Origin of the sequence: Rossellomorea aquimaris, assembly GCF_020172085.1 — a bacterium.
In the GTDB taxonomy this organism is placed as follows: Bacteria; Bacillota; Bacilli; order Bacillales; family Bacillaceae_B; genus Rossellomorea; species Rossellomorea aquimaris_E.
Map to the genome: position 1 here is coordinate 432,824 of NZ_JAIVAT010000003.1, position 22,827 is coordinate 455,650.

17 protein-coding genes and 1 other annotated feature are annotated in these 22,827 nt (G+C 42.3%); of the genes, 13 read left to right on the forward strand and 4 right to left on the reverse strand.

Annotated features, from left to right (window positions below; genetic code table 11):
- Nucleotides 1–3: 3 nt before the first annotated feature.
- The 6 genes from hemC (at nt 4) to ysxE (ending at nt 6,802) form a co-directional block, all read left to right on the forward strand.
- On the forward strand, nt 4–936 hold the full coding sequence (gene hemC, locus LCL96_RS02875; protein ID WP_224939964.1) for a hydroxymethylbilane synthase: 933 nt from the start codon (nt 4–6) through the stop codon (nt 934–936).
- Complete coding sequence (locus LCL96_RS02880) at nt 936–1,718, forward strand: uroporphyrinogen-III synthase (protein ID WP_224939965.1); 783 nt, start codon at nt 936–938, stop codon at nt 1,716–1,718. Before hemC ends, LCL96_RS02880 begins: the two co-directional genes overlap by 1 nt.
- Before the next feature lie 25 nt (nt 1,719–1,743).
- Nucleotides 1,744–2,718, forward strand: a complete 975-nt coding sequence (gene hemB / locus LCL96_RS02885) for a porphobilinogen synthase (protein WP_224939966.1) — start codon at nt 1,744–1,746, stop codon at nt 2,716–2,718.
- A gap of 55 nt (nt 2,719–2,773) precedes the next feature.
- Nucleotides 2,774–4,066, forward strand: a complete 1,293-nt coding sequence (gene hemL / locus LCL96_RS02890) for a glutamate-1-semialdehyde 2,1-aminomutase (RefSeq protein ID WP_224939967.1) — start codon at nt 2,774–2,776, stop codon at nt 4,064–4,066.
- 354 nt (nt 4,067–4,420) lie between these two features.
- Entirely contained in the window at nt 4,421–5,626 is a 1,206-nt protein-coding gene (gene spoVID / locus LCL96_RS02895; RefSeq protein ID WP_224939968.1) for a stage VI sporulation protein D, read from the forward strand.
- Nucleotides 5,627–5,764: 138 nt separating this feature from the next.
- Nucleotides 5,765–6,802, forward strand: a complete 1,038-nt coding sequence (gene ysxE, locus LCL96_RS02900; RefSeq protein ID WP_224939969.1) for a spore coat protein YsxE — start codon at nt 5,765–5,767, stop codon at nt 6,800–6,802.
- A gap of 35 nt (nt 6,803–6,837) precedes the next feature.
- Here ysxE and LCL96_RS02905 read toward each other — a convergent pair whose 3' ends face one another.
- Nucleotides 6,838–7,026: a hypothetical protein gene (locus LCL96_RS02905; RefSeq protein WP_034760497.1), complete on the reverse strand. Its 189-nt coding sequence runs from the start codon at nt 7,024–7,026 to the stop codon at nt 6,838–6,840.
- Between the two features lie 164 nt (nt 7,027–7,190).
- Nucleotides 7,191–7,417: a binding site (T-box leader), on the forward strand.
- A 66-nt stretch (nt 7,418–7,483) separates the two neighbouring features.
- Between LCL96_RS02905 and LCL96_RS02910 the strand changes: the two genes are divergently transcribed.
- From LCL96_RS02910 to LCL96_RS02925, 4 genes are all read left to right on the forward strand, one after another.
- Nucleotides 7,484–10,135, forward strand: a complete 2,652-nt coding sequence (locus LCL96_RS02910; RefSeq protein WP_224939970.1) for a valine--tRNA ligase — start codon at nt 7,484–7,486, stop codon at nt 10,133–10,135.
- Nucleotides 10,136–10,265: 130 nt separating this feature from the next.
- Entirely contained in the window at nt 10,266–11,579 is a 1,314-nt protein-coding gene (locus tag LCL96_RS02915) for a bifunctional folylpolyglutamate synthase/dihydrofolate synthase (protein WP_224939971.1), read from the forward strand.
- Between the two features lie 109 nt (nt 11,580–11,688).
- Nucleotides 11,689–13,401, forward strand: a complete 1,713-nt coding sequence (locus tag LCL96_RS02920) for a sensor domain-containing diguanylate cyclase (RefSeq protein WP_224939972.1) — start codon at nt 11,689–11,691, stop codon at nt 13,399–13,401.
- Between the two features lie 133 nt (nt 13,402–13,534).
- Nucleotides 13,535–16,420 (forward strand): vWA domain-containing protein, encoded by a 2,886-nt coding sequence (locus LCL96_RS02925; RefSeq protein ID WP_224939973.1) that lies wholly within the window; start codon nt 13,535–13,537, stop codon nt 16,418–16,420.
- A 40-nt stretch (nt 16,421–16,460) separates the two neighbouring features.
- Here LCL96_RS02925 and LCL96_RS02930 read toward each other — a convergent pair whose 3' ends face one another.
- From LCL96_RS02930 to LCL96_RS02940, 3 genes are read right to left on the reverse strand one after another with little or no spacing between them, the layout of a single operon-like run.
- Nucleotides 16,461–18,341 (reverse strand): polymer-forming cytoskeletal protein, encoded by a 1,881-nt coding sequence (locus tag LCL96_RS02930; protein ID WP_224939974.1) that lies wholly within the window; start codon nt 18,339–18,341, stop codon nt 16,461–16,463.
- 15 nt (nt 18,342–18,356) lie between these two features.
- On the reverse strand, nt 18,357–18,944 hold the full coding sequence (locus LCL96_RS02935; protein WP_224939975.1) for a Tfp pilus assembly protein FimT/FimU: 588 nt from the start codon (nt 18,942–18,944) through the stop codon (nt 18,357–18,359).
- On the reverse strand, nt 18,886–19,416 hold the full coding sequence (locus tag LCL96_RS02940) for a prepilin-type N-terminal cleavage/methylation domain-containing protein (RefSeq protein ID WP_224939976.1): 531 nt from the start codon (nt 19,414–19,416) through the stop codon (nt 18,886–18,888). Before LCL96_RS02940 ends, LCL96_RS02935 begins: the two co-directional genes overlap by 59 nt.
- Before the next feature lie 114 nt (nt 19,417–19,530).
- Between LCL96_RS02940 and LCL96_RS02945 the strand changes: the two genes are divergently transcribed.
- Genes LCL96_RS02945 through LCL96_RS02955 form a run of 3 tightly spaced genes read left to right on the forward strand, consistent with a single transcriptional unit; the run spans nt 19,531 to nt 22,827 of the window.
- Nucleotides 19,531–20,685, forward strand: coding sequence for a hypothetical protein (locus tag LCL96_RS02945; protein WP_224939977.1), 1,155 nt, complete (start codon nt 19,531–19,533; stop codon nt 20,683–20,685).
- A gap of 23 nt (nt 20,686–20,708) precedes the next feature.
- Nucleotides 20,709–21,449: a PRC-barrel domain-containing protein gene (locus LCL96_RS02950; RefSeq protein WP_224939978.1), complete on the forward strand. Its 741-nt coding sequence runs from the start codon at nt 20,709–20,711 to the stop codon at nt 21,447–21,449.
- 25 nt (nt 21,450–21,474) lie between these two features.
- Nucleotides 21,475–22,827 carry a G5 domain-containing protein gene (locus LCL96_RS02955; protein ID WP_224939979.1) on the forward strand — a complete coding sequence of 451 codons (1,353 nt, stop codon included), beginning with the start codon at nt 21,475–21,477 and terminating at the stop codon, nt 22,825–22,827.

The following is a 22,827-nucleotide window of genomic DNA, read 5'->3' on the forward strand; positions in this document are numbered from 1 at the left end:
ATTATGAGAAAAATTATTGTTGGATCAAGACGAAGTAAATTAGCCCTTACCCAGACCAATTGGGTAATCGATCAATTGAAGGCACTGGACCCTTCTTTCGATTTCGAAGTGAAGGAAATTGTCACGAAAGGGGACCAGATCCTTGATGTTACCTTGTCCAAAGTGGGCGGTAAAGGGTTATTCGTAAAGGAAATTGAGCAGGCGATGCTGGATAAAGAAATCGACATGGCCGTTCACAGCATGAAGGACATGCCGGCTGTTTTACCAGAAGGACTGACCATCGGAAGCATACCGGTGCGTGAGGATCATCGTGACGCATTTATCAGTAAGAACCATGTGGCCCTTAAAGACCTTCCGAGTGGAGCGATTGTCGGAACGAGCAGTCTCAGAAGAGGGGCCCAAATCCTTTCTGTCCGTCCTGATCTAGAAATCAAATGGATTCGCGGTAACATCGATACGCGTCTTTCTAAGCTTCAAAATGAAGATTATGATGCGATCATACTGGCAGCAGCAGGACTATCACGCATGGGATGGACGTCGGATGTTGTCACAGAATTCCTGGATCCGGACCTTTGTTTACCCGCAGTAGGTCAGGGAGCCCTGTCGATCGAGTGCAGAGCAGACGATTCTGAAGTTCTTGAGCTTCTTGGGAAATTCGCCTGTGAAGAAACGACGATTACGGTTACGGCAGAAAGAGCGTTCCTTCATAAAATGGAAGGCGGTTGTCAGGTTCCGATTGCCGGTTTTGCCGAGCTGAAGGACAATGGAGACGTTGCCTTAACCGGACTTGTCGCTTCTCCTGATGGAAAAACGATCTACAAAGAGTACATGACCGGTAAGAACCCAAAAGAAGTTGGAGAAAAAGTAGCTGAAAGCTTAACAAAGCAAGGTGCGAAAGCCTTGATTGATCAGGTGAAAGAGGAGCTTGATCAATAATGAAGGGTAAGGGGCCTTTAGAACATGTAAAGGTTTTGATTACTCGTGGCAATGAGGGGTCCAGTGATACGGGTTCCCTCATCGAAAGCGAGGGAGGGGTGCCCATTTTGGTTCCCCTCCTTCACTTTCAGTCCCATATAGACCCGTGGGAGAATGAACTCCAAACCAGGATACATACATATGATTGGATTATTTTCACCAGCAAAAACGGCGTGAAATTCTTTCTGGAGGCATTGGAAAGACAAGGGATCCCTTTAGCATCCTACACCGGGAAGTTCGCTGCAGTCGGGAGCAAAACAGAGCAGTACTGTCATAAATACGGAATGCCGGTTTCATTTGTACCACAGACGTTCACTGGAGACGATTTTGTCGAAGAATTCATAGCGAAAGTGAAGCCTTCTGGGCCCGTTTTGATCCCAAAAGGGAATCTTGCAAGGAATGTGGTTGCAACTGAATTACATGCATCTGGTATCGTGTGTCAGGAGTGGATTGTTTATGAAACAATCCTTCCGAAAGAAAGCATGAAGCAGTTGAAAGAAATCATTGAAACAGAACAAGTGGATATTATCACGTTCACGAGTTCATCTACGGTGCATCATTTTATGAAGGTCATCCGTCAATATTCACTCCATGAACACATCCAGGACATACCCATTGCATGTATTGGTCCAATTACAAAAAATACAGCAGAACAATACGGATTGAATGTAAAAATCTGTCCAAGCGTTTATACTGTAACTGAAATGGTGAAAGAGATGAAGGACTTCATCTCTTCCCGCTAGACATATAACTTAGGAGGCTTTTATTATGAAAGACCTGCAATTTAATCGTCACCGCCGCTTGCGTCAATCGGAAACGATGCGTTCGCTGGTTAGAGAGACTCATCTGCGAAAAGAAGATCTGATTTACCCATTGTTTGTCGTGGAAGGGGAAAACATCAAGAATGTCGTTCCGTCCATGCCTGGTGTTTATCATATTTCACTGGATAACCTGAAAGCTGAAATGGATGAAGTTGTTTCACTAGGGATTAAATCCATTATCCTGTTCGGTGTTCCAGCTGAAAAAGACGAACTCGGAAAACAGGCCTATCATGATCACGGAATCGTCCAGGTGGCAACACGCTTTGTGAAGGAACATTATCCTGAACTTGTTGTCATAGCCGATACATGTCTTTGTCAGTATACTAGCCATGGTCATTGTGGCATCGTCAAAGATGGAAAAGTATTGAACGACCAGACGCTGGACCTTCTAGCGAAAACAGCGGTCAGCCAAGCTGAAGCCGGTGCAGATATCATTGCCCCGTCCAACATGATGGATGGATTCGTCGCGGCCATACGCCACGGCCTAGATGAAGCGGGATATCATGATGTGCCGATCATGTCTTACGCTGTGAAATATTCATCCAGCTTCTATGGTCCTTTCCGCGATGCGGCTCATTCAACGCCGCAATTCGGAGATCGCAGAACGTATCAAATGGACCCTGCGAACCGTATGGAAGCTCTAAGGGAAGCCCAGTCCGATATGGAAGAGGGAGCGGATTTCCTTATCGTGAAACCTGCCCTGTCTTATCTCGATATCATGCGTGAAGTGAAAGATCGATTCAATGCTCCTATCGTTGCATATAACGTAAGTGGGGAGTACAGCATGGTAAAGGCTGCAGCTCAAAACGGCTGGGTAAATGAACAAGAGATTGTGATGGAGAAACTGACGAGCATGAAACGTGCAGGAGCAGATCTTATCATTACGTATTTCGCAAAAGACGTAGCGAATTGGTTATCCTAATTGGTGGAAAGTTCGTATAAGGATGACTGAAAGATCACTAAAGGAGGAAACCATATTGCGTTCATATGAGAAATCGAAACAAGCATTCAAAGAAGCAGTCAAATTGATGCCAGGCGGCGTGAACAGTCCGGTCCGTGCATTCAAATCCGTCAAGATGGATCCCATCTTCATGGAAAGAGGAAAAGGATCAAAAATATACGATATCGATGGAAATGAGTACATCGACTATGTACTGTCATGGGGACCGCTGATTCTCGGTCACAGCAATGACAGGGTTGTAGAAAGCATTAAAAAAGTGGCCGAAAATGGGACAAGCTTCGGTGCACCGACAGAAATTGAAAACAAACTGGCTCAACTGGTGATTGAGCGCGTACCGAGTATCGAAGTCGTACGTATGGTGTCTTCTGGTACAGAAGCGACGATGAGTGCGCTCCGTTTGGCCCGTGGGTATACAGGTAAAAATAAAATCATCAAATTCGAAGGTTGTTACCACGGTCATGGGGACTCTTTATTGATCAAAGCAGGCTCCGGAGTAGCAACACTCGGTTTACCCGATAGCCCGGGTGTACCTGAAGGCGTGGCAAAGAACACGATCACAGTCCCTTACAATGATTTAGAAAGCATCCGCTATGCGTTTGAACAGTTTGGTGATGACATCGCCGGTGTAATCGTCGAGCCGGTAGCAGGAAACATGGGCGTCGTACCTCCGCAACCCGGCTTCTTGGAAGGCCTGCGTGAGGTAACGGAAAACCATGGTGCCCTTCTGATCTTCGATGAAGTCATGACCGGTTTCCGTGTCGGCTATGGCTGTGCTCAAGGCTATTACAATGTCACACCAGACTTAACCTGCTTAGGGAAAGTGATCGGTGGTGGACTTCCTGTTGGTGCATACGGCGGGAAAGCGGAAATCATGGAAAGAATCGCGCCAAGCGGTCCGATTTATCAAGCGGGGACCCTGTCTGGGAATCCTTTGGCCATGACGGCTGGATATGAGACACTCAGTCAGTTGACTCCAGAAACATATGATGAGTTCTCCCGTAAAGCAGATCGATTGGAGGAAGGCTTAAAGCAAGCGGCTGAAAAGCACAACATTCCTCACAGAATTAACCGTGCAGGCTCCATGATCGGCATTTTCTTCACGAATGAAGAAGTATCGAACTACGAAGGTGCCAAGTCATCGGATCTTGAGATGTTTGCTGATTACTACCGTGAAATGGCTCATGAAGGCGTATTCCTGCCTCCTTCTCAATTTGAAGGGCTCTTCTTATCGACAGCCCATACGGATGACGATATTGAAAAGACCCTTCAAGCTGCAGAAAAAGCGTTTGAAAAGATTAGTAAGAAGTAATGAGGTAGCCGATCCTTTTTGAGGGGTCGGCTATTTTTTTGTGGGGAGAGTAGTGTGTATCGGTGTCGAAATTTGCAGAATGGTCGATACCCTCAAAATACGGTTGATAAAATGAAAGAACGGTCGATAAAACCATTTGGGGGTCGATAAATGGAATTAACGGTTGAAAAATCCCGATAATGGGTTGATAAATCAAAAATCAATCTTTCATCATGGGCAACACCCGCGTTTCTAAAATACCAAAACCTCACAACAACTTTTCGTTTTCCTATCATATTCCTCCTTTCTGTTTCATAAAGTGATAATGGCATTGTTTACTATTTCTTTGTTTGGAACCTGAAAGGAGGAATTTCTTTGTCACAAGAGCAACAATCGTGCTTGCGATTTTCTTTGGAAGAATCAATTTGGTTTAAAAAAGGACAGGAAGTTGAAGAATTGCTATCTATCTCCTTAGATCCTCATATAACGATACAAGAGCAAGAACAGTACGTACTTATCAGGGGGAGCCTTGACCTGACCGGTGAATATTTACCATCGTCACCGAGGGATGAAGTGGAAGATGATTTTGAAGCAAGTGGAAAGTTTGTGCAAACAGTAGAAAAGCGGGAAAAGGGTGAATATGAATTTGTTCACAGGTTCCCGGTGGATGTGACGATCCCGAAAAACAGGATTGCCAATCTAGGTGATATCGATGTGTATGTCGAGTCCTTCGACTATATCGTCCCTGAAAATGCCTGCTTAAAGCTGAATGCGGATCTGACCATCACGGGAATTTACGGTGAGCAGCAAGCGCACACACCTTTTGAAACGGAATATCAAAGAGAGGAAGAATTTGAGCCTCTTTACCGGTCAAGTGCCGTCGCAGAGGTAGAGGAAGAAGTGGAAACAGAAGAAGAGGAAGATCGTGAAGAAGTGTACGAATACGAAAATTATGATGAAGATGAATTGACCACCTATGATGATGAAGAAGAAGAGGATGATGATGATACGGCTGACGACGAGTATCAGCCGTTCAACCTGGAAGGAAGGACTCCTCCTTCAGAGCAGGATGATGAAATTCCCGTCCAGATTCAGTATGATGCAAATCCGGCTCTCTCTTATGAAGAAGTGAATTACCGTAAAGAGAATGTATTCGAGCTACCACAGCATGAGCTGAGTGAATCTTCGGAGGAACAGCACGCTGAACCGAAGGCTGCCTATACGCCTCCACCTGCACCTAAATACAAGGAGCAGGAAGAGGAAGAAGAAGAGTCATCCTCCTCATCCTCAGCCGTTGAAGCAGAGATGGAGGAGGAAGAGGAAGAAAAGAAAAAGACCAAGAGTAAAAAGAAGTACGAATCCATTTCCTTAACGGATTTCTTTGCCCGTAAAGAAGAGGAAAAAGGGGCGACTCTCCGTGTGTGTATCGTCCAGGAAGGTGAGAACCTGGATTACATCGCCGAAAAATATGATCTGACCATCCCGCAGTTATTAAGGGTGAATCAGCTTGAAGCGAATCAGGATGTGTATGCAGGGCAGGTTCTTTATATCCCGAATAGCGAGTTTGTATTCAAGGGGTAGAGGCAAATAGCAAGGTCGTGCCCATCTTTAGGACCGGAGAAAAAGAAAACTATGAAATAAAAAAACGACGGGGCTGACACCATATTCATTGGAGTTGGTCCGTTTTTTTTAGAAAAGTAATCTTAGAAGGTGAGAGGAATGGTACAAACGCTGGAGGGATTGAAGCCTGTTTTACAGCCATATGGGGTCGAACCCCATTTTGTTGAAAGTTACGGAAGGATTTCGAAGGTTTTTTCAAATAAAGGTACTTTGGCGGTGAAGCAGCTGCCTGCACAAAACGGTGTGGACTTTGTCCGAAATGTGCAAATGCTGTTTCAGCGGGGCTATAATCGGATTGTACCGATCTATCCAACTTTGGATGGGCGCTATGCTGTGTGGAATGAAGGGGATTTGTACTATGTCATGCCCTGGCTTTTGAATCAGGAAAGAGAAGATCAATTTGAAAAGCACCAGAAGATGTTCAGGGAATTGGCCAGACTTCATACACTTTCCTCCCATGAAGTGAAAATCGATAAAGAAGAGAGGGAATCCCATTACGAGCAGTTGACATCAAGATGGGATAAAGAACAGGAATTTCTTGATGAGTACGTGGAAGCATGTGAGAAGACGACGTATATGTCCCCTTTTCAATATCATTTCTGTATGTATTATAAGGATGCCTCTCAAGCGCTGAAGTTTTCCCGGAAGATGCTTGATGAATGGTACGAGGATACGAAAGAACTGGAAAAGGTCCGGACCGTCATAACTCATGGAAAGGTTTCAACAGAGCACTTTTTATTCGATGAAAGAGGATTGGGATATTTCGTTAACTTTGAAAACTCGAAGATGGCATCCCCATTTCATGATCTTTTGCCATTTTTGTCGAGAACATTGAAAACCTACCCAAAATATTATGAAGAGTGCATTGAATGGCTCACCACCTACTTTCAGCATTTCACCGTGCGGAATGAAGAACGGCTCCTGTTCATGAGTTATCTCGCTTATCCCAGCTCGGTCATTTCCGTAGTGGAGAAATATTTTCATACTCCGAAGGATAAGAGGAATGAACGGAAGTCCCTCAAGAAGCTGCAACGCCACTATTGGCTCTTGAAAAATACTGAATATGTGGTGATGCGACTGGACGAAATGGAAAAACAAAAGCAGGAGCAGGCTGCGCAGGCGGCTGAATCAGAATAAAAAAAGAACTGACGAATTCACATGTCGTCAGTTCTTTAAATCCAGTCGAAATAAATGGCAAGACCGATACCGATGAACAGGGTCAACAGGAGGACATCAAAAGTGGTTGGTAAGAGAATGGTGCGGATCCCTTGAAAGATGGTAAAAGGAATAATGAATTGTTTACATATTAATCGCGCATTCCCCATCCATTTCTGCAAGGTGTACTGGTTGATTTTTTTCATAATCGTCCACTCACTTTCCTGGGTGTATTCACTACTTTATCTTATGAATGAAGGATGGAATGGTGCCTATGTATAGGCGAAATGAATATTTTTCAACAAAATGGCCAATAATGATTGACGAAAGTTTATCTTTTCCTATACTATAATGAATAAATGAATAATCACGAAAAGCAATGAACAGGAAGAGTACATTGATCCTTACTTTCAGAGAGGAAAATCGTTTGCTGAGAGATTTTCTACGTTAAGTCAATGGAAGGTCGCCTGAAGAGCTGCTTCTATGAATGTCAGTAGTAGAAGCCGGTTAAAAGCCGTTACATCCGTCGAGAGTTCAGGAGAAGTAGGTCTCCTGAGAAAAAAGGTGGTACCGCGAATGGAATCCTTCGTCCTTTTCATAGGACGGGGGATTTTTTTATTGTTTTTAGAAATGTGTGCTTAGTATGAGATAGGAGGAATTTACATGGAAACACAAGATCAACAGTTAGCAATGCCAACAAAATATGATCCAAATGCCATTGAACAAGGCAGATACAAATGGTGGCTAGAAGGAAAGTTCTTCGAAGCCACGAATGATAAGGAGAAAGAGCCGTACACCATCGTTATTCCACCACCAAACGTAACGGGGAAACTTCATCTTGGTCATGCCTGGGATACAGCCCTTCAGGATATCCTGACAAGAATGAAGCGGATGCAGGGGTACGATGTCCTTTGGTTACCTGGAATGGACCATGCAGGAATCGCAACACAAGCGAAAGTAGATGAAAAACTTCGCAACCAGGGGATTTCACGTTATGACCTCGGTCGTGAGAAATTCGTGGAAGAAACATGGAAATGGAAAGAGGAATACGCCGAGCACATCCGGCAGCAATGGGCAAAAGTCGGACTTGGCCTTGATTACAGCCGCGAACGCTTCACTCTAGATGAAGGATTATCGGATGCGGTACAGAAGGTTTTCATCGATCTTTATAACAAAGGTTTAATCTACCGCGGTGAATATATCATCAACTGGGACCCTGCGACGAAAACGGCCCTGTCGGATATCGAAGTTATTCATAAAGATGTTCAAGGCGCTTTCTATCACATGAGATATCCACTCACAGATGGAAGTGGACACATTGAAATCGCCACAACCCGCCCGGAAACGATGCTCGGAGATACGGCGGTTGCGGTACATCCTGAAGACGATCGTTACAAGCACCTGATCGGGAAAAAAGTTACCCTTCCAATCGTAGGACGTGAAATACCGATTGTTGGTGACGATTATGTGGATATGGAATTCGGTTCCGGAGCGGTGAAAATCACACCAGCCCATGACCCGAATGACTTTGAAATCGGAAACCGCCATAATCTTGAACGCATCTTAGTCATGAACGAAGATGGAACGATGAACGAGAAGGCGGACAAATATAATGGAATGGACCGTTTTGACTGTCGCAAACAAATCGTGAAGGATCTCCAAGATGCGGGTGTATTGTTCAAGATTGAAGAACATATGCATTCGGTTGGGCATTCGGAGCGTAGTGGGGCAGTGGTTGAGCCTTATCTTTCTACTCAATGGTTCGTTAAGATGGATACATTGGCAGAAGAAGCGGTTAAACTTCAAGAAGGTGAAAACAAAGTTAACTTTGTTCCTGACCGCTTTGAAACCTCCTACTTACGCTGGATGGAAAACACGCGTGACTGGTGTATATCCCGTCAACTATGGTGGGGCCACAGAATCCCTGCTTGGTATCACAATGAAACAGGTGAAATGTATGTAGGGGAAGAAGCACCGGAAGACATCGAAAACTGGACACAAGAAGAAGACGTGTTGGACACTTGGTTCAGTTCAGCATTATGGCCATTCTCAACGATGGGCTGGCCGGATTTAGACGCAGAAGACTTTAAGCGATATTATCCAACCAATACACTTGTTACAGGATATGACATCATCGGATTCTGGGTATCCCGAATGATATTCCAAGGATTAGAGTTCACTGGTGAAAGGCCATTTAAAGACGTTCTTATTCATGGTTTAGTTCGAGATGCCGATGGACGTAAGATGAGTAAATCATTAGGAAACGGTGTAGACCCTATGGACGTCATCGAAAAATACGGTTCCGACTCCCTTCGCTACTTCCTGACAACAGGAAGTTCACCAGGGCAGGATCTGCGCTTCTCATTTGAGAAAGTGGAAAGTGTTTGGAATTTTGCAAACAAAATCTGGAACGCTTCCCGATTTGCATTGATGAACATGGATGGTATGACATACGACGAGATCGACTTATCAGGTGAAAAGTCCGTGGCGGATAAATGGATCCTCACTCGCTTGAATGAAACGATCGAAACGGTTACTCGTTTAGCGGATCGTTATGAATTCGGTGAAGTGGGTCGCCTATTATACAACTTCATCTGGGATGATTTCTGTGATTGGTACATTGAAATGGCGAAGCTTCCTCTATACGGTGAGGACGAAGCGGCGAAAAAGACGACCCGCTCGATCCTGGCGTATGTTCTCGACAACACCATGAGACTACTACATCCATTCATGCCGTTTATTACCGAGGAAATATGGCAGAACTTGCCGCATCAAGGCGAATCGATCACTGTAGCAGCATGGCCGACAGTGGACGAAAAGCTGACTGACAAAGCGGCAGCAGAAGAGATGAAGCTACTGGTTGATATCATCCGTGCCGTACGTAACGTTCGTGCAGAAGTGAATACACCAATGAGCAAGCAGATCAACTTGATGCTGAAAGCGAAAGATGCCCATACCCTTGCAATCATCGAAAAGAATCAATCGTATATCGAGAAATTCTGTAACCCTGAGAAACTTGAAATGGGTACAGAATTAGAAGCTCCTGAGAAAGCGATGACGGCAGTCGTTACGGGAGTGGATCTTTATCTTCCGCTAGAAGGGCTGATCAATATCGAGGAAGAAATCGCGCGCCTTCAAAAAGAACTCGAGAAATGGACGAAAGAAGTTTCCCGTGTTCAAGGTAAGCTAAACAACGAAAAGTTTGTCAGCAAAGCCCCTCAGAAAGTAGTCGATGAGGAAAAAGAGAAAGAAAAAGATTATTTAGAGAAACAAGCGACTGTTAAAGCAAGAATCGAAGAGCTTAAATCAGTTTAATGTGAATGTTTGAAATGTGGTAAGAAGAGGGCTGCAGAATCAGGTCTGATGGAAACGGGGGTGCAACCCCCAGACAGTCAGGCTTGATGTGGGCCCTTTTTCTAATGAAACCCGAGTGGGAGTGAAAGAATTGTTGAATTATGAATCTGCTGTCGATTGGATACACTCAAGGCTCAGACTTGGAATCAAGCCTGGTTTAATGCGGATGAATCTTCTTTTGGACGAACTGGGGAACCCCCATCGAAAACAAAAGACCGTCCATATCGGTGGAACGAACGGAAAAGGGTCCACCGTCACTTATCTGAGAAATGCGTTACAGGAAGCTGGATACACAGTAGGTACGTTTACCTCTCCTTATTTTGAACGATTCAATGAACGAATCAGCATCAATGGGCATCCAGTCAGCGATGATGATTTGACACGGCTGGTAGAGAAGATCAAGCCCATTGCGGAAAATATGGAACAATCAGAATGGGGGGCACCATCTGAATTTGAAATCATTACGGCCATGAGCTTTTATTATTTTGCCGAAATGAACCCCGTTGATCTGGTCCTCTATGAGGTCGGGCTTGGGGGGAGGCTTGATTCCACGAATGTCATCACTCCCATGATCTCAGTGATCACAAGTATCGGAATGGATCATATGCAGTTTCTTGGCAACAGGATAGAAGATATCGCCTATGAAAAAGCAGGGATTATCAAACAACATGTGCCTGTCATTTCGGGAGTAAATCAACCGGAAGCAAGTAAGGTGATAGAAGAAAAAGCCTTAGAAATGGGGAGTGAATTGTTTCAATTTGGTGAGGATTTTTCTGCAGAGCGGACTGCCCTTTTGGAGAAAGGGGAGATGTTCGAGTATAGGTCCCCTTTCCAACATGATACATATGAGCTTTCCATGATCGGAACGCATCAAATCAACAATGCGGCTATCGCCATAAAGACTCTCGAGCTTCTCGAGAAAAGTAATGGATTGAAAGTAGGAACCGTAAACACTAAGGCTGGTTTGAAGAAGGCAGCCTGGCCGGGGAGAATGGAGGCTTTATCAAGCACTCGTGATATTTACATCGATGGCGCCCACAATCCAGAAGGAGTGGCTGCCCTGGTCAAGACAATTAAGGAACGCTTCCTTCATAAGAGAGTGACCGTGCTCTTCTCCGCGCTTCATGATAAAGAATTAAAACCAATGATTCATGATTTGGAAGAAGTAGTGGATTCCATTGGATTCACGACCTTTGACTTTCCCAGAGTAGCATCCGTCAAGGAACTTTATGAAGCGTCTTCTCACCCTTATAAAGCAGAAGTTGATGATTGGAAAGAGTATCTAATGAATAAAGTGCCGGTCATGCTAGATGATGAAGTTCTGCTCATAACAGGATCGCTCTACTTTTTATCTGAAGTAAAACCATATTTACTTCCTTTATTGGAAAATTACAGAAAAAAGTAAGTGACTTTATTTGGGTGCTTTGATAAAATATTCTTAAACTTGTGACTATTTAACTAGTATAGTATGATCGGACTATAATAAACGAATGAAAAACCTATGGGGGATATATATGACCTTACCGTTAAAGAAAAAGCTTTCCTTGTTGCTGGCGTGGCTGGTCGTTGTACCTGCAGGCCTGTATTTTACATTTCAATACTATCCCCCTGAAAATATTGCAGGAAATGAGCTGGAGTTTATCACATTAGTGGCATTCGCCACTTTTATCCCCCTCATGCCCATTGTGATCAACGGCGCGACCATTTTCTTCATCCAATGGGTGACCCTCGTCGGTTTCATCAAATATGGTCTGTTTATTGAGATCGTCCTCATGCAGTTTTCGATTATTCCATTACTGATCAGGCTAAGGGTGACGAAAAATGACTGGCACAGAATACCTTTAAATTCACTGATGTTCTTTTTGGTTTCACTCACCAGCGGTTTAATCTACTTTATGCTCGGCGGGGAAATCGCTCAAAGGGAACTGAGTCTACTGATCTTCCCGATCCTTTGCTATCAGGTCGTATCCATCATGATCAATCAGATCCTGCTCCTACTCTATCATCATTATGTGGCTAACAATGATGTACGGTTTTACAGTAAGGATTTTGTGTGGGATTTTACAGCGAATATGATCATGTTCCCTCTATCTCTATCACTCTATTATCTAACATTCGACCTTGGAGCCATCGCGTCCTTACTGATTGGGGTCCCATTCGTCAGTCTCTCCATCATCTTGAAGATGTATAATTCTTCGGAAAAAATCAATGAATACCTTCAAAAAGCAGGAGAGATCGGTCACCAGCTAACAGAGAGCCTGAAGGTCAAAGAAGTACTCGATATTTTTATCGAGAAAATCATCGAGACCCTGCCTGTCGAATATGCGTACATCCTTGATTGCCATGAGGAAGAATTAGTGCTTCTTCGTCGTGTCGAAAATGGAGAAATGAAATCGAATAATCTTCTCCCTCTCAAGAAAAACCAGGGAATCAGCGGTGTGGTTTGGGAAACGGGTAAATCCGTCCTGTACACTTCCCGATCTGAATGGACCGATATCGCAGAAGGCTATATGCCGGAGGGTGTGGAAAGCGTGCTATGCGTACCCATCGTCCGAAGCCAGAAGGTGAGGGGGATTCTCCTTCTCGCTTCCTCCAAAAAGAAAGCCTATGAGAAATTCCAATTGATGATTGTCGATATCTTATGCTCCTATTTCGGGATTGCGATTGCCAATGCAAGGCATCATGAACGGACGAAGAAAAACAGTGAACGCTGTGCCCTGACAGGTCTCTACAATTATCGTTACTTCGAAGACCTCCTTTCCATGGAATACAACAATCTTGAGGCAGGAAAAAGAAGGAATCTGTCACTCATCATGCTTGATTTGGACCACTTCAAAGTTATTAATGATAACTACGGTCATCAGAGCGGCAATGAAATATTGATCGAGCTCGCCGACCGCTTGCGTACATTGATCGATTTCAAAGGTACGGTTGCGAGATACGGAGGGGAAGAGTTTGTGATTCTCCTTCCCAACACCGAACGGGAAGAGGCGCTTCGTATTGCAGAGTATGTCAGGAGCACGATAGCGAATCAACCTTTCACCCTGCATGACAGCCTGGACGAGTCCAATAAGAAGATGATGGTTCGCATCACGGCGAGCATCGGCGTATCCACTGCACCAGAAGATGCAGACGATACACTAGCGCTGATCCGCCATGCCGACCGGGCGCTTTATACAGGGGCGAAGCAGGCTGGAAGGAATCGGGTGGCTCAGTATGTGAAGTGAGGAAAAGGATGTCTGATATATGTTGGACATCCTTTCTTTGTAAAAAATATATGAAATGAGTATTAAGTCCTATTAAAATAAATAGATGATTGATATAATGAAAGTATTATAGGATACCAAAATGAGGGATATTATGAGAAATCATCCAAAAATTCCGTTGCTAATCATATTACTGCTTGCGTTTCTATTCCATTCAACCAATGCCTCTGCGATTGGTAATGAAAATTTACGTGTGAACTTTAATGCAACTCCTTCACAAGAAGTGATTGTCAAACCTATTGATGGGAATGCTAAGGCGTCTTTAGACTTTAATATCATTCCTGCAGGTGAGATGAAAGAGGCAACACGACCTCCTATTGATGTCGTTTTTGTTTTTGATAAATCAGGTTCGATGAACAGTACGAATAATAAGTTGCAAAACGCAAAAGATGGACTCACAAATGCCGTTCAGTTCTTTGAAAAAAACAAGCAACAAAATGATCGCTTTTCTCTCATTACCTTCTCTTCTGAAGTGGAAACGATTCTTCCATTAAGCAATAACCTCGATGCCATCAAAACTTCTATGTTATATACCACCGCAAATGGAGGAACAAATTACACAGATCCTTTACGTGCTGCGAAATACATGCTGAAAGATTCTCCTAATGAAAAATATATTGTGTTTTTGACTGATGGACAGCCGATGATTGCGTCTTCTGTTGAAAAGGTGAAAAAAGAAGTCTGTACGAAATATTGGCTGGATTTTTTTTGTACCGAAACAGGAGTGGTTGAAAGCGATCAACAAATAATCTATGATTATCAAAATCGATACAGTAACAATAATTGGCTACATAAAATTTACTCACCGGAAAATAGTAAGTTGAAGTCATTATACATACCTTCTGCTTTTTCAATGGATGGTACTTCTTTTAGTTCGGGTTGGTACAATCCAGGTGTTCTGGAAACAAACAGTCAGAAAATGCAGGCTTTGATCAAACAAAAAGGCCTTGAGGTCTCCAAAGAGTTATACAACTCAAAAATCACCATGCATACACTCGGATACGGGGAGGGAGACCTTGACGATCGGTATCTTCAAATGCTTGCTGGGCAAACTTCCGGCAGCTTCATTAAAGCTAGCGAAGGCAGTGTCTCTGATGCGTTTGAAAAGTTAGCGAATAAATTAAACTCAGTCAAATTGGATGGCGAAATAGTTGTTCCATTGCCGGCAAATGTAACCGTTGACCGTAATCAGTATAAAGTAGTCAATAATTCCGTATATTTACCGTTTTCCACTGTGTATGAAGCTGGCCAAGGAGCTCCGTCGCCTATTACACTATCATTACCGGTGGAATTTGCTGCAAAGGGTTCTTACACATTTAATAATTTAAAAATACAATATAAAACAGCAGAAGAAAATGAATGGAGGTATACTGATAAAAAATCCGTAACCATTCAGGTGAAAGATGATGCACCTGCTTCCGTGACAGGAAAGTTGGAATTGAATAAAATCAATCAGGATTTGTTCAATTTAATTATTGAGCAAGGAAAAGATACAAACTCCTTTACAGGTAAGTATCAGCTGGAATTTGGCGGTCTGGTGAACCCAAATGCCAAGGGGAATTTGAGCGATATCACCATCTACCAGCCGTTACCTGAGGGTGTAGATGTGGTGGAAGGCACTGGCATATCAGTTGAAAATGTGGAAGGTCAACGAAACGCAATCATAAAACTGACTCAAAGGGTGAACTTTGAGAATGGAACTTTTTCTCAGCCTACACTTTCGGTCAACATGAAGATGAAGGCCGCTTGGGCCATTCATAATGCAAAGATGCCTCAACCGAAAGTATCTTACATTGATTCCAGATACGGGACAAAAGTAGTCGGTAATTTGAATCCTGACCAAAGTGAAATCAGTGCAAAAGTACGTACTCGACAGTATCAAAATTTAAAGGAATATGCCTATGACGGTTTCTCAAATGGAACGATAAAAAAGGTAAGAATTTTAGGATTGGTGGAGACTCCTGTCTCAGTTCTGGAACCAGGAGTGAATAATAACTTCCCGAATAAAGCCGTGAAGGATCTAGTGGCGAATACGACTCAATTAATGATCACGTATAAAGATGGATCAAGTTCTGCCCTATCATTTATTCCTGCATTGACGGTGAGAGACGCTGTTACTAATAATATTCTGGTAGATGGTGCTTCTATCCCGAATGAGGCAGAATTCAGCGTATCAACCGGGGTTCCTGGTAATGATGTGACCTATCAATACCGAGTGCTGAATGAGGATGATCCGTTAGAGGGTTGGACAGGGATTACTCTACAAGAGTTGAAGACCATTGAAATGTTCGGGAAGAATGTAATCCAGGTGAAAGCGAACGGTGGTTTTGCAATCGATGACTACATTGTCGAGAAGACCGTTTGGATTGAAGGGGACGATTTAATACGTGTGCCTTCCATAATCGAACTGTATGTAGGGGAAACAAAGTCATTCGAAATTGATCTGTTTCCTTTTGGAAAACCAAATAATAATTATAGTGTCAACGTGACCCCAGGTGACGATAATCTGATTAACTCGGTTTATACGCAAGTCATCTCTACTAAGGAAAATAAAATGACCGGTCTATCCCCTGGAGTGGATATTGTTGTAGTAGAAACTAAAAACGGTAAGTACAAAAAATATATCCAAGTCATCGTTAAATCCAGGATTGTCAAACTAGAAAGTATGGACTTTAATCAATCAAAATACACCCTGCTTCTTGAGGGAGACCATTTTGACATCCTTTCGAATTTACTATTCAATCCGGATAATGCAACAAACAAGAATATCAAAACTGTGACGGATACGGGTAATGGTGTCGTGGATATTATAAAGGAAAACGGAAAATGGAAAGTGGTTCCGGAGAATAGTGGAGTGACAACCATTACGGTTATATCAGACGAAAATCCGGATATTAAAGCCAGGGCTATTTTCGAAGTTGTATCAGAAGAAGAGGAAGATCCTGATACAGAAGACGGCAGTATTGATGGCAGATGGTAACGAAAAAGCGGGTCTATGAGAAATCATAGACCCGCTTTTTTTACTGTACGATTATTTCGTCACTTATGAGGGAGAGGGATTCCACCTTTGGCAGAGCCTCCAGCTTTGAGAGAAGTACATCCCGATTATAATGTACGATAAAGCGTGATAGCTTCTGTTCCTGGTTAGAGAATAGATCACTTTCAATCCGGTCCATGTCATCTACTTTGCCCCGAACGGCATTTACTGTCAGGTTCCCCTTTGAAAAGACGCCGCCGTTCACATAAAAAAGAGATCCGACACCATATAAAGTAGCATCACTGTCTGTATATAGAAATGCCTGTAATGGTTTAATAGTCTCAGAAGTATCAGGTAATAGGTCGTTCTCCTTCTTTTCTTTTTCCTTCGAATAATAGTGAAATTCATTCATTCTCGTGACCAACAGTTCTCCTTTAGAAAGTAAAATCAGCTGTCCGGTCGGACTGGTTTCAGATGCATCTTTTATTCCAGTGATGTTCAAGTTCGATATGCTCGTCTTTCCTTTGGCATAAATGACAGAATTGAATTTCACTTCATCATTCTCACCATCAGGGTCATTGGAGTCACCTTGTATCGTTAAATTCTTACCAGAGAAGATGTTCCCTTCGATGCTTGAAGTTGAGTTCTGTGATTGGAATGAAATATTGTCGAAACTGACGATGTTTTCTTTCAGTACTACAGGTGCATTTGCTTCGATCGACACTTTGCCGGCTGCCACGATATTTCCGATGGACATATCCCCTGTGACATTCGAGATTGTTACATTTCCAGTAGAGATGATGTTTCCAATATTCATTGTTGAGTCTGCAAGAATGTTAACGTCCCCTTTGACGATAAGATCGACTCCGCTGTGAATAAGCCTCTTTACTGTGATACTTTTATCCGCTTTTACTACCCCTTGTACATTTTCGTTCAATATACCCTTCACCAAGGGGAAGAATAGAGAGCCGTCTGTTAGAAGGTTATTGGTGATGGTGTTCCTTAAATTTGTCTGAGTCAAGTTGTTGTTAAGTGAAAGGTCAAGAGAGCTTAACACTTTGCCAACCTCTTCTCCGTATGTCTGATCGAAAGAGATGTCTGTAAATTGACTGTCCTGCTTTATATCGGGTGCTGAGATGCTCGGGTAAAACTGATGGGTGTCCACCAGGGATTTCATATGTGTATAATTTGTTTTTTCATAACTCGTGTAAATATCACCAATAATAGAAGGGAAAGGTGCGCTCACTTTTTTATCTGTTTGATTGGATAGCTGGTAGTTTGCATCCTCACTGATGTCAAGGGAATGAGCATATACGTTTCCGACGAGATGCGGTGAGCCATTCAACTCAAGCAGTTCCCGAGATCCCAGTGTGTATTTCAGAAAACTTGGAATAGGAGAAAGAATGATTCTCTTTCGAACGATCTTTTCGACTTTTCCTTGCTCGGATTCAGGATTTTTGGTGTGTACGATAATCTCATAGACTCTTGTAAGGTTTGTGTCTAAAAAATCTAATCCGAAAGTGTGATACTGAAGGGTATTCGCCCTCCCGCAATGATCGCCCAATAAATTCGAAGCTCTATTACTACTCACATCAACGACTGTAATGCATTTGATCGTATTAGAGGATTGATAGGTTGGGATGATGTCAGATTGTATGAAATCAGCGACTTTTGAATTTATAGTGCCTGTAGTCAGTTGGTTGATGTCCAACTTTTTCGATGGCTGAAGCTCGGAGACAAGCTTCGCAGAAATTTCTTCAACCGCTTTTAAGCCCTCGTATGTAATATCGATATCCGTTTCCCTTACTTCTGTTCGTTTTGCCCCGCCGATAGTAGAGCTGATAATCGCCATTCCGATGGTAACCATGACCAGGGTGGTGATTAATACGGTGAGCAGGGCATTTCCTCTTTGATTCGTTAACATGCATTTCCCTCCCTTCTAAAACCCGAAGCTGCTTTCTAATTGAAGTGTTTTATGAAAACTAGTATGGCTCACGTTGTACGTTAATTGAATGACCGCATTTTCACACGGATTGGATGTGCAGCTAGTGGAGATTTTTGAACCGGAAAAATCCGATGGAGTGGCGAGTATTTCACCGTTGAAGCTCCATTGCTCTTTCCCGTCAACTTGAACAAGCTCAAGTGTCTGTTGATCATTTATCACCTCTTCCTCCTCTACATCATAAAAAGATTTATCGGAGTAGGGTGTCACATTCTTTTCACTGTCATTAACGAATGTAATGCAACTGGCCCTTTGAGGTGAACATTCTGCAATTCTGTCAAAAGGATATGAATATAGATTCTTCATTACCATGGCAGATACATAATCAGCATCCTCCCGTAATTGGGCGTCAATTGAAACCTTTTCATAGACTTTATAGCCAGAAATAAGTGCTCCGTATGTAACGGGTAGAAGAATGGCCGATATAGTAAGTGTAACTAATAATTCGATCAGTGTGACTCCCTTGTTATCGGATATCTTCGCTTTTAAGTTTTCCATCCACTGTCGTACTGTATTCACGGTCATCTATCGTCCACCTCACTTTGATAATGATGGGAATGTAGGAGTCCATCTCCTCAGGGGATGATACTTCCTCTGAAAAAATGCTGGCTTCATATTCCAATCCATTGATTGTAATGTTCTTTTTGTTAGGGCATGCATTATTTATTTCTGATTCAGAAGTAGAGTTAGAGAATGTATGATATTTATCTTCACATATGTATAATGCAAGGAAATCCTCATCTGAAGATTTCTGTCCGGTGTTTACTTCGTAAAAATAATTTCTCATCTCGAGGAAATCCTGTTTTTCCATGAACATGAGGACATTTCTGGCTACATTGACTCCCACGGTCTTCTTTTGATTATTGTTTGTATATGTACTAGATTGCAGAAAAAAATTCATGAAGCTTAGAAGAACAATTCCAAGAATCGTAATGGAAACCAATAGTTCAATCAGTGTCAAGCCTCTATTATTTTTTACTATTTTTATACGTTTCACTTCAACACCTGCTTTCAAAATACCTGACTTTATTATACAATATTTAATAGTCGAAACTTGTTAAAAAAAGTCTAATTTGTAAGAAATTTATCACAGGAAGGAGTTAGGTTTAGGATGATTTACCTATTTTCGTTGGTTGCACTTATTCTATTGTTACCTATTTTATATTTTGTCCCGATAGGCATCAGTAAGCAGGGGAAATTATTGATAGCGGGTTTATCATTTGGTTTGACACTCCTTGGGATTGTTGCTTCGAGTCAATACCCGATCTGGGCAATTTCGATCATGTTAGTCGTTTTATTGGGGTTGGCGTCTTATATGATCGAGCAGCGATTCAGTGGATTGATGTTGGTGACGGCAGGAGCAGGATCGAATATGTATGAGGAGCAAAAGATCGAAGTCCAAGAACCACAAGAGTTAGATATACATAAAGAGAGAGTGTCAGAAGATACTCCGGAAGTGAGAGATGTTACAGAAGAGATTTCAGAAGAAGAAGAGATGGAACAGATAGACCTTGAAGAGCATGTTGAAGAGAATGAAACCGAGATACTGGAGTCCAATGATCCTAAAGAGCCTTTACAGGATCAGGATGAAATATTACTTGAACATATTGTAGCAGCTTCTGAAACAGAATCAACACCGATTCAGGATGATGAAAGTGAATGGTTTATTGAGAATACGAACGAAATGATGGCTGAACAGGAAGTGCTGGAAGAAAGTGAATTAATTGATGTTGATTTAAGTGAAATTGAAAGCATGATCAATGATTCTGATTTAGAAGAAGCAGTGGAAGAAATGGAAGTTATTCCAGTAGTCCGTGATGAAACTGAAAATGAGGAATTAGCCGACGAAGAGGAAAAAGCAGACCTTGAGGCTGAGCTATTGGAAGAAGAGAATCTACTTGAAGGCCCGGAAAATGACATATACCAGCCGGCAGAAAAAGAATCGCATGAAGATCAACTGCCAAAGCGTAACAGGATCATGCGGGAAGTGATGAAGACGATGATTGAACAAATCTCATTATCTCGCAGTCTATTATCCACTGACCAGATGGAGAACATGCTTAAGCATTATCTACACCCAAGTTTACATGATCAAGATTACTATACATTTGCAAGGATACTAATGGATCATTACATGACAACAAAGCAATATGAAGATTTGGCTATGTTCACCAAAGGGATCGAAGAGAGGTTCAAAGAGTATCCTTATATCAAATTGGATATAGAGCAAACCAAAGAAATGGCGATGGAAAATCAAACGAAATAAAATGATAGAATAGGTGAGATGACATGAAGAAAAGTGCAGAAATGAAAACATTACCCATTATCAGTATTAACGATGGAAGTGAAATAGGGAGAGTTAAATCACTCGTGATCAACCCGGAAAAAGGATCCGTAGACTTCCTTACGATTGAACATGAAGATTGGCAAGTAAGTGTCAAGGCAATACCATTTAAAAAGGTTGTCGGGATCGGGGAGTACGCCGTCACAGTAGAAAATGAAAATGCGGTCATCGACTTGAATGAAATTCCGATTGCCAATCAGCTTGTGAACAAAAAGATTAAAATCAATGATACCCGTGTCATGACCCGCAAAGGGCAAATGATTGGGAGCATTCAAGAATATTATGTGGATGATGAAACAGGAGCCATCGTTTCATTGGAGCTACATGCAAAGGACAATACCTATTTCCTTGGAACAGAACATGTATTAACTTTCGGAAAGGATATCATCATCGTAAACGAAGATGCTGCTGAGAACTTTAAAGGCGCTTTTGATCAAATTGAAAGCCCTCTGCCAGTGGATGAAGAGGTCGAAGTCACTCACACCCACACTCAACCATATGGTTTGCATACCATCAAATCGAAGCAGACTGAATTATTAACGGGAAAAAGAGTGACAGAAGATATTTATAATTTAGAGGGGGATTTGTTGATTGCCAAGGGCTCCTCTTTGACGGAATCAGATATTAAAGCCGCACAAGATGCAGGTCCGTCTGTGTTTGTTGATTTAACGATGAATATAAAGTAGGAAGTAGCAGGAAGGAGCGCCTGATGTGAAAAAAGGTCTGCTTGTAAAGTTGATGACCGTTTTATTCTTTTCCACGTTTTTTCTTTATGGTTTTTCTCATTTAGGCGTTTTTGCTTATGAAACGTTCTTTGTTAAGTCACTCAATCTTTCGAAACATGCAGCGGTTGCATCTATTCATCTGGGTGGAGCAAACAAAGAAGAAGCCGTGAAGATCCTGAACGAAAAAATAGCGGAGTGGAAACGGAATCAAAATATCCTGATCCAGCTCGACGGAGAGAGTGTCAGGCTCGATCCGTCACTCTTTCAATTCCATCTGGAAGAAAGTATAGAAAAACTCACCGATAATGATAGCACGAGCTTAATCGTAACGATGGATGATAAAGAATTGAATTCTTTCTTATCCAATCATCTTCCAGAATATAATAGTGATGACCTGAACTCTGCTTCTCTAAAGGAATACATCCTTTCCTTAGCAGGGAGTCTCAACAAAGGAGAAACGGTCAATGTATTCGACTATTTATCCAGTAATCAATCTACACAAATCATATTTGAAGCAGTTTCTAATGAATTAGAGGTTACACCAACGCTTAAGAGCTTTATTGACAATTACCCCTCCATTCTCATTGAACCGAATTCTCAGTTTTCCTTCTCGGACTTCCTGGAAACAGAAGGATTTGTAGTTGAATCTCAGACCGACTTAAGTCCAGTTGCATCATTACTCTACCAGATCACCTTACATTCCAACTTTTCCATCATTGAACGAAACATAAGTAAAGAGCTTCCTGACTATGCGACCTTGGGGTTTGAAGCAAAGTTCAATCCATTGAATAATCAGGACTTTGTCATCACCAATCCGAACTCAACCGTTTATGAATTGAAGCTTGCCATTCAAGATAATAGAATCAAGGCGCATTTGCAGGGAATCCCTTTTCCGAATTCGTATAACGTCCGATTGTCAGAAAAAGAAACCTTTCCTCCACGGGTAATCAAACAGTTCAGCCCGTTTGTTGAAAAAGGAAGCGTCGATATTCAACAGGAAGGAAAAGACGGAATTCTGATCCGGGTCTATAAACAAAAATTGAGTACTACAGGGGAAATCCTCTCAGAAGAACTGATCAACGAAGATTTTTATGCACCACAGCATAAGGTGATGGTTTATCCACTTCAGGAGATCCAGGAAACCCCTAGTGAAACATATGATAATGTACCAGAGAGTGAAAATGGCGAAGAAACTGGCGGAGACGATGAGAATTCCTCAGTGGATGATGTTGAGCAGGGAAGCAGCTCCGAAAGTGATCAAAATGAAGAATCCGCTAATCAGGATTCTTCCACTTCATCAGAAAAAAGCACAACCCAAAAGAAAAAAGATTATAAATAA

What these genes read in the sequence shown, in the direction of transcription:
- LCL96_RS02880 (WP_224939965.1), top strand. Translation starts at nt 936, where the DNA reads ATGAAGGGTAAGGGGCCTTTAGAACATGTAAAGGTTTTGATTACTCGT.
- hemC (WP_224939964.1), top strand. Translation starts at nt 4, where the DNA reads ATGAGAAAAATTATTGTTGGATCAAGACGAAGTAAATTAGCCCTTACC.
- hemB (WP_224939966.1), top strand. Translation starts at nt 1,744, where the DNA reads ATGAAAGACCTGCAATTTAATCGTCACCGCCGCTTGCGTCAATCGGAA.
- LCL96_RS02935 (WP_224939975.1), bottom strand. Translation starts at nt 18,944, where the DNA reads ATGACCGTGAATACAGTACGACAGTGGATGGAAAACTTAAAAGCGAAG.
- LCL96_RS02910 (WP_224939970.1), top strand. Translation starts at nt 7,484, where the DNA reads ATGGAAACACAAGATCAACAGTTAGCAATGCCAACAAAATATGATCCA.
- LCL96_RS02920 (WP_224939972.1), top strand. Translation starts at nt 11,689, where the DNA reads ATGACCTTACCGTTAAAGAAAAAGCTTTCCTTGTTGCTGGCGTGGCTG.
- ysxE (WP_224939969.1), top strand. Translation starts at nt 5,765, where the DNA reads ATGGTACAAACGCTGGAGGGATTGAAGCCTGTTTTACAGCCATATGGG.
- LCL96_RS02905 (WP_034760497.1), bottom strand. Translation starts at nt 7,026, where the DNA reads ATGAAAAAAATCAACCAGTACACCTTGCAGAAATGGATGGGGAATGCG.
- LCL96_RS02945 (WP_224939977.1), top strand. Translation starts at nt 19,531, where the DNA reads ATGATTTACCTATTTTCGTTGGTTGCACTTATTCTATTGTTACCTATT.
- LCL96_RS02950 (WP_224939978.1), top strand. Translation starts at nt 20,709, where the DNA reads ATGAAGAAAAGTGCAGAAATGAAAACATTACCCATTATCAGTATTAAC.
- LCL96_RS02925 (WP_224939973.1), top strand. Translation starts at nt 13,535, where the DNA reads ATGAGAAATCATCCAAAAATTCCGTTGCTAATCATATTACTGCTTGCG.
- LCL96_RS02930 (WP_224939974.1), bottom strand. Translation starts at nt 18,341, where the DNA reads ATGTTAACGAATCAAAGAGGAAATGCCCTGCTCACCGTATTAATCACC.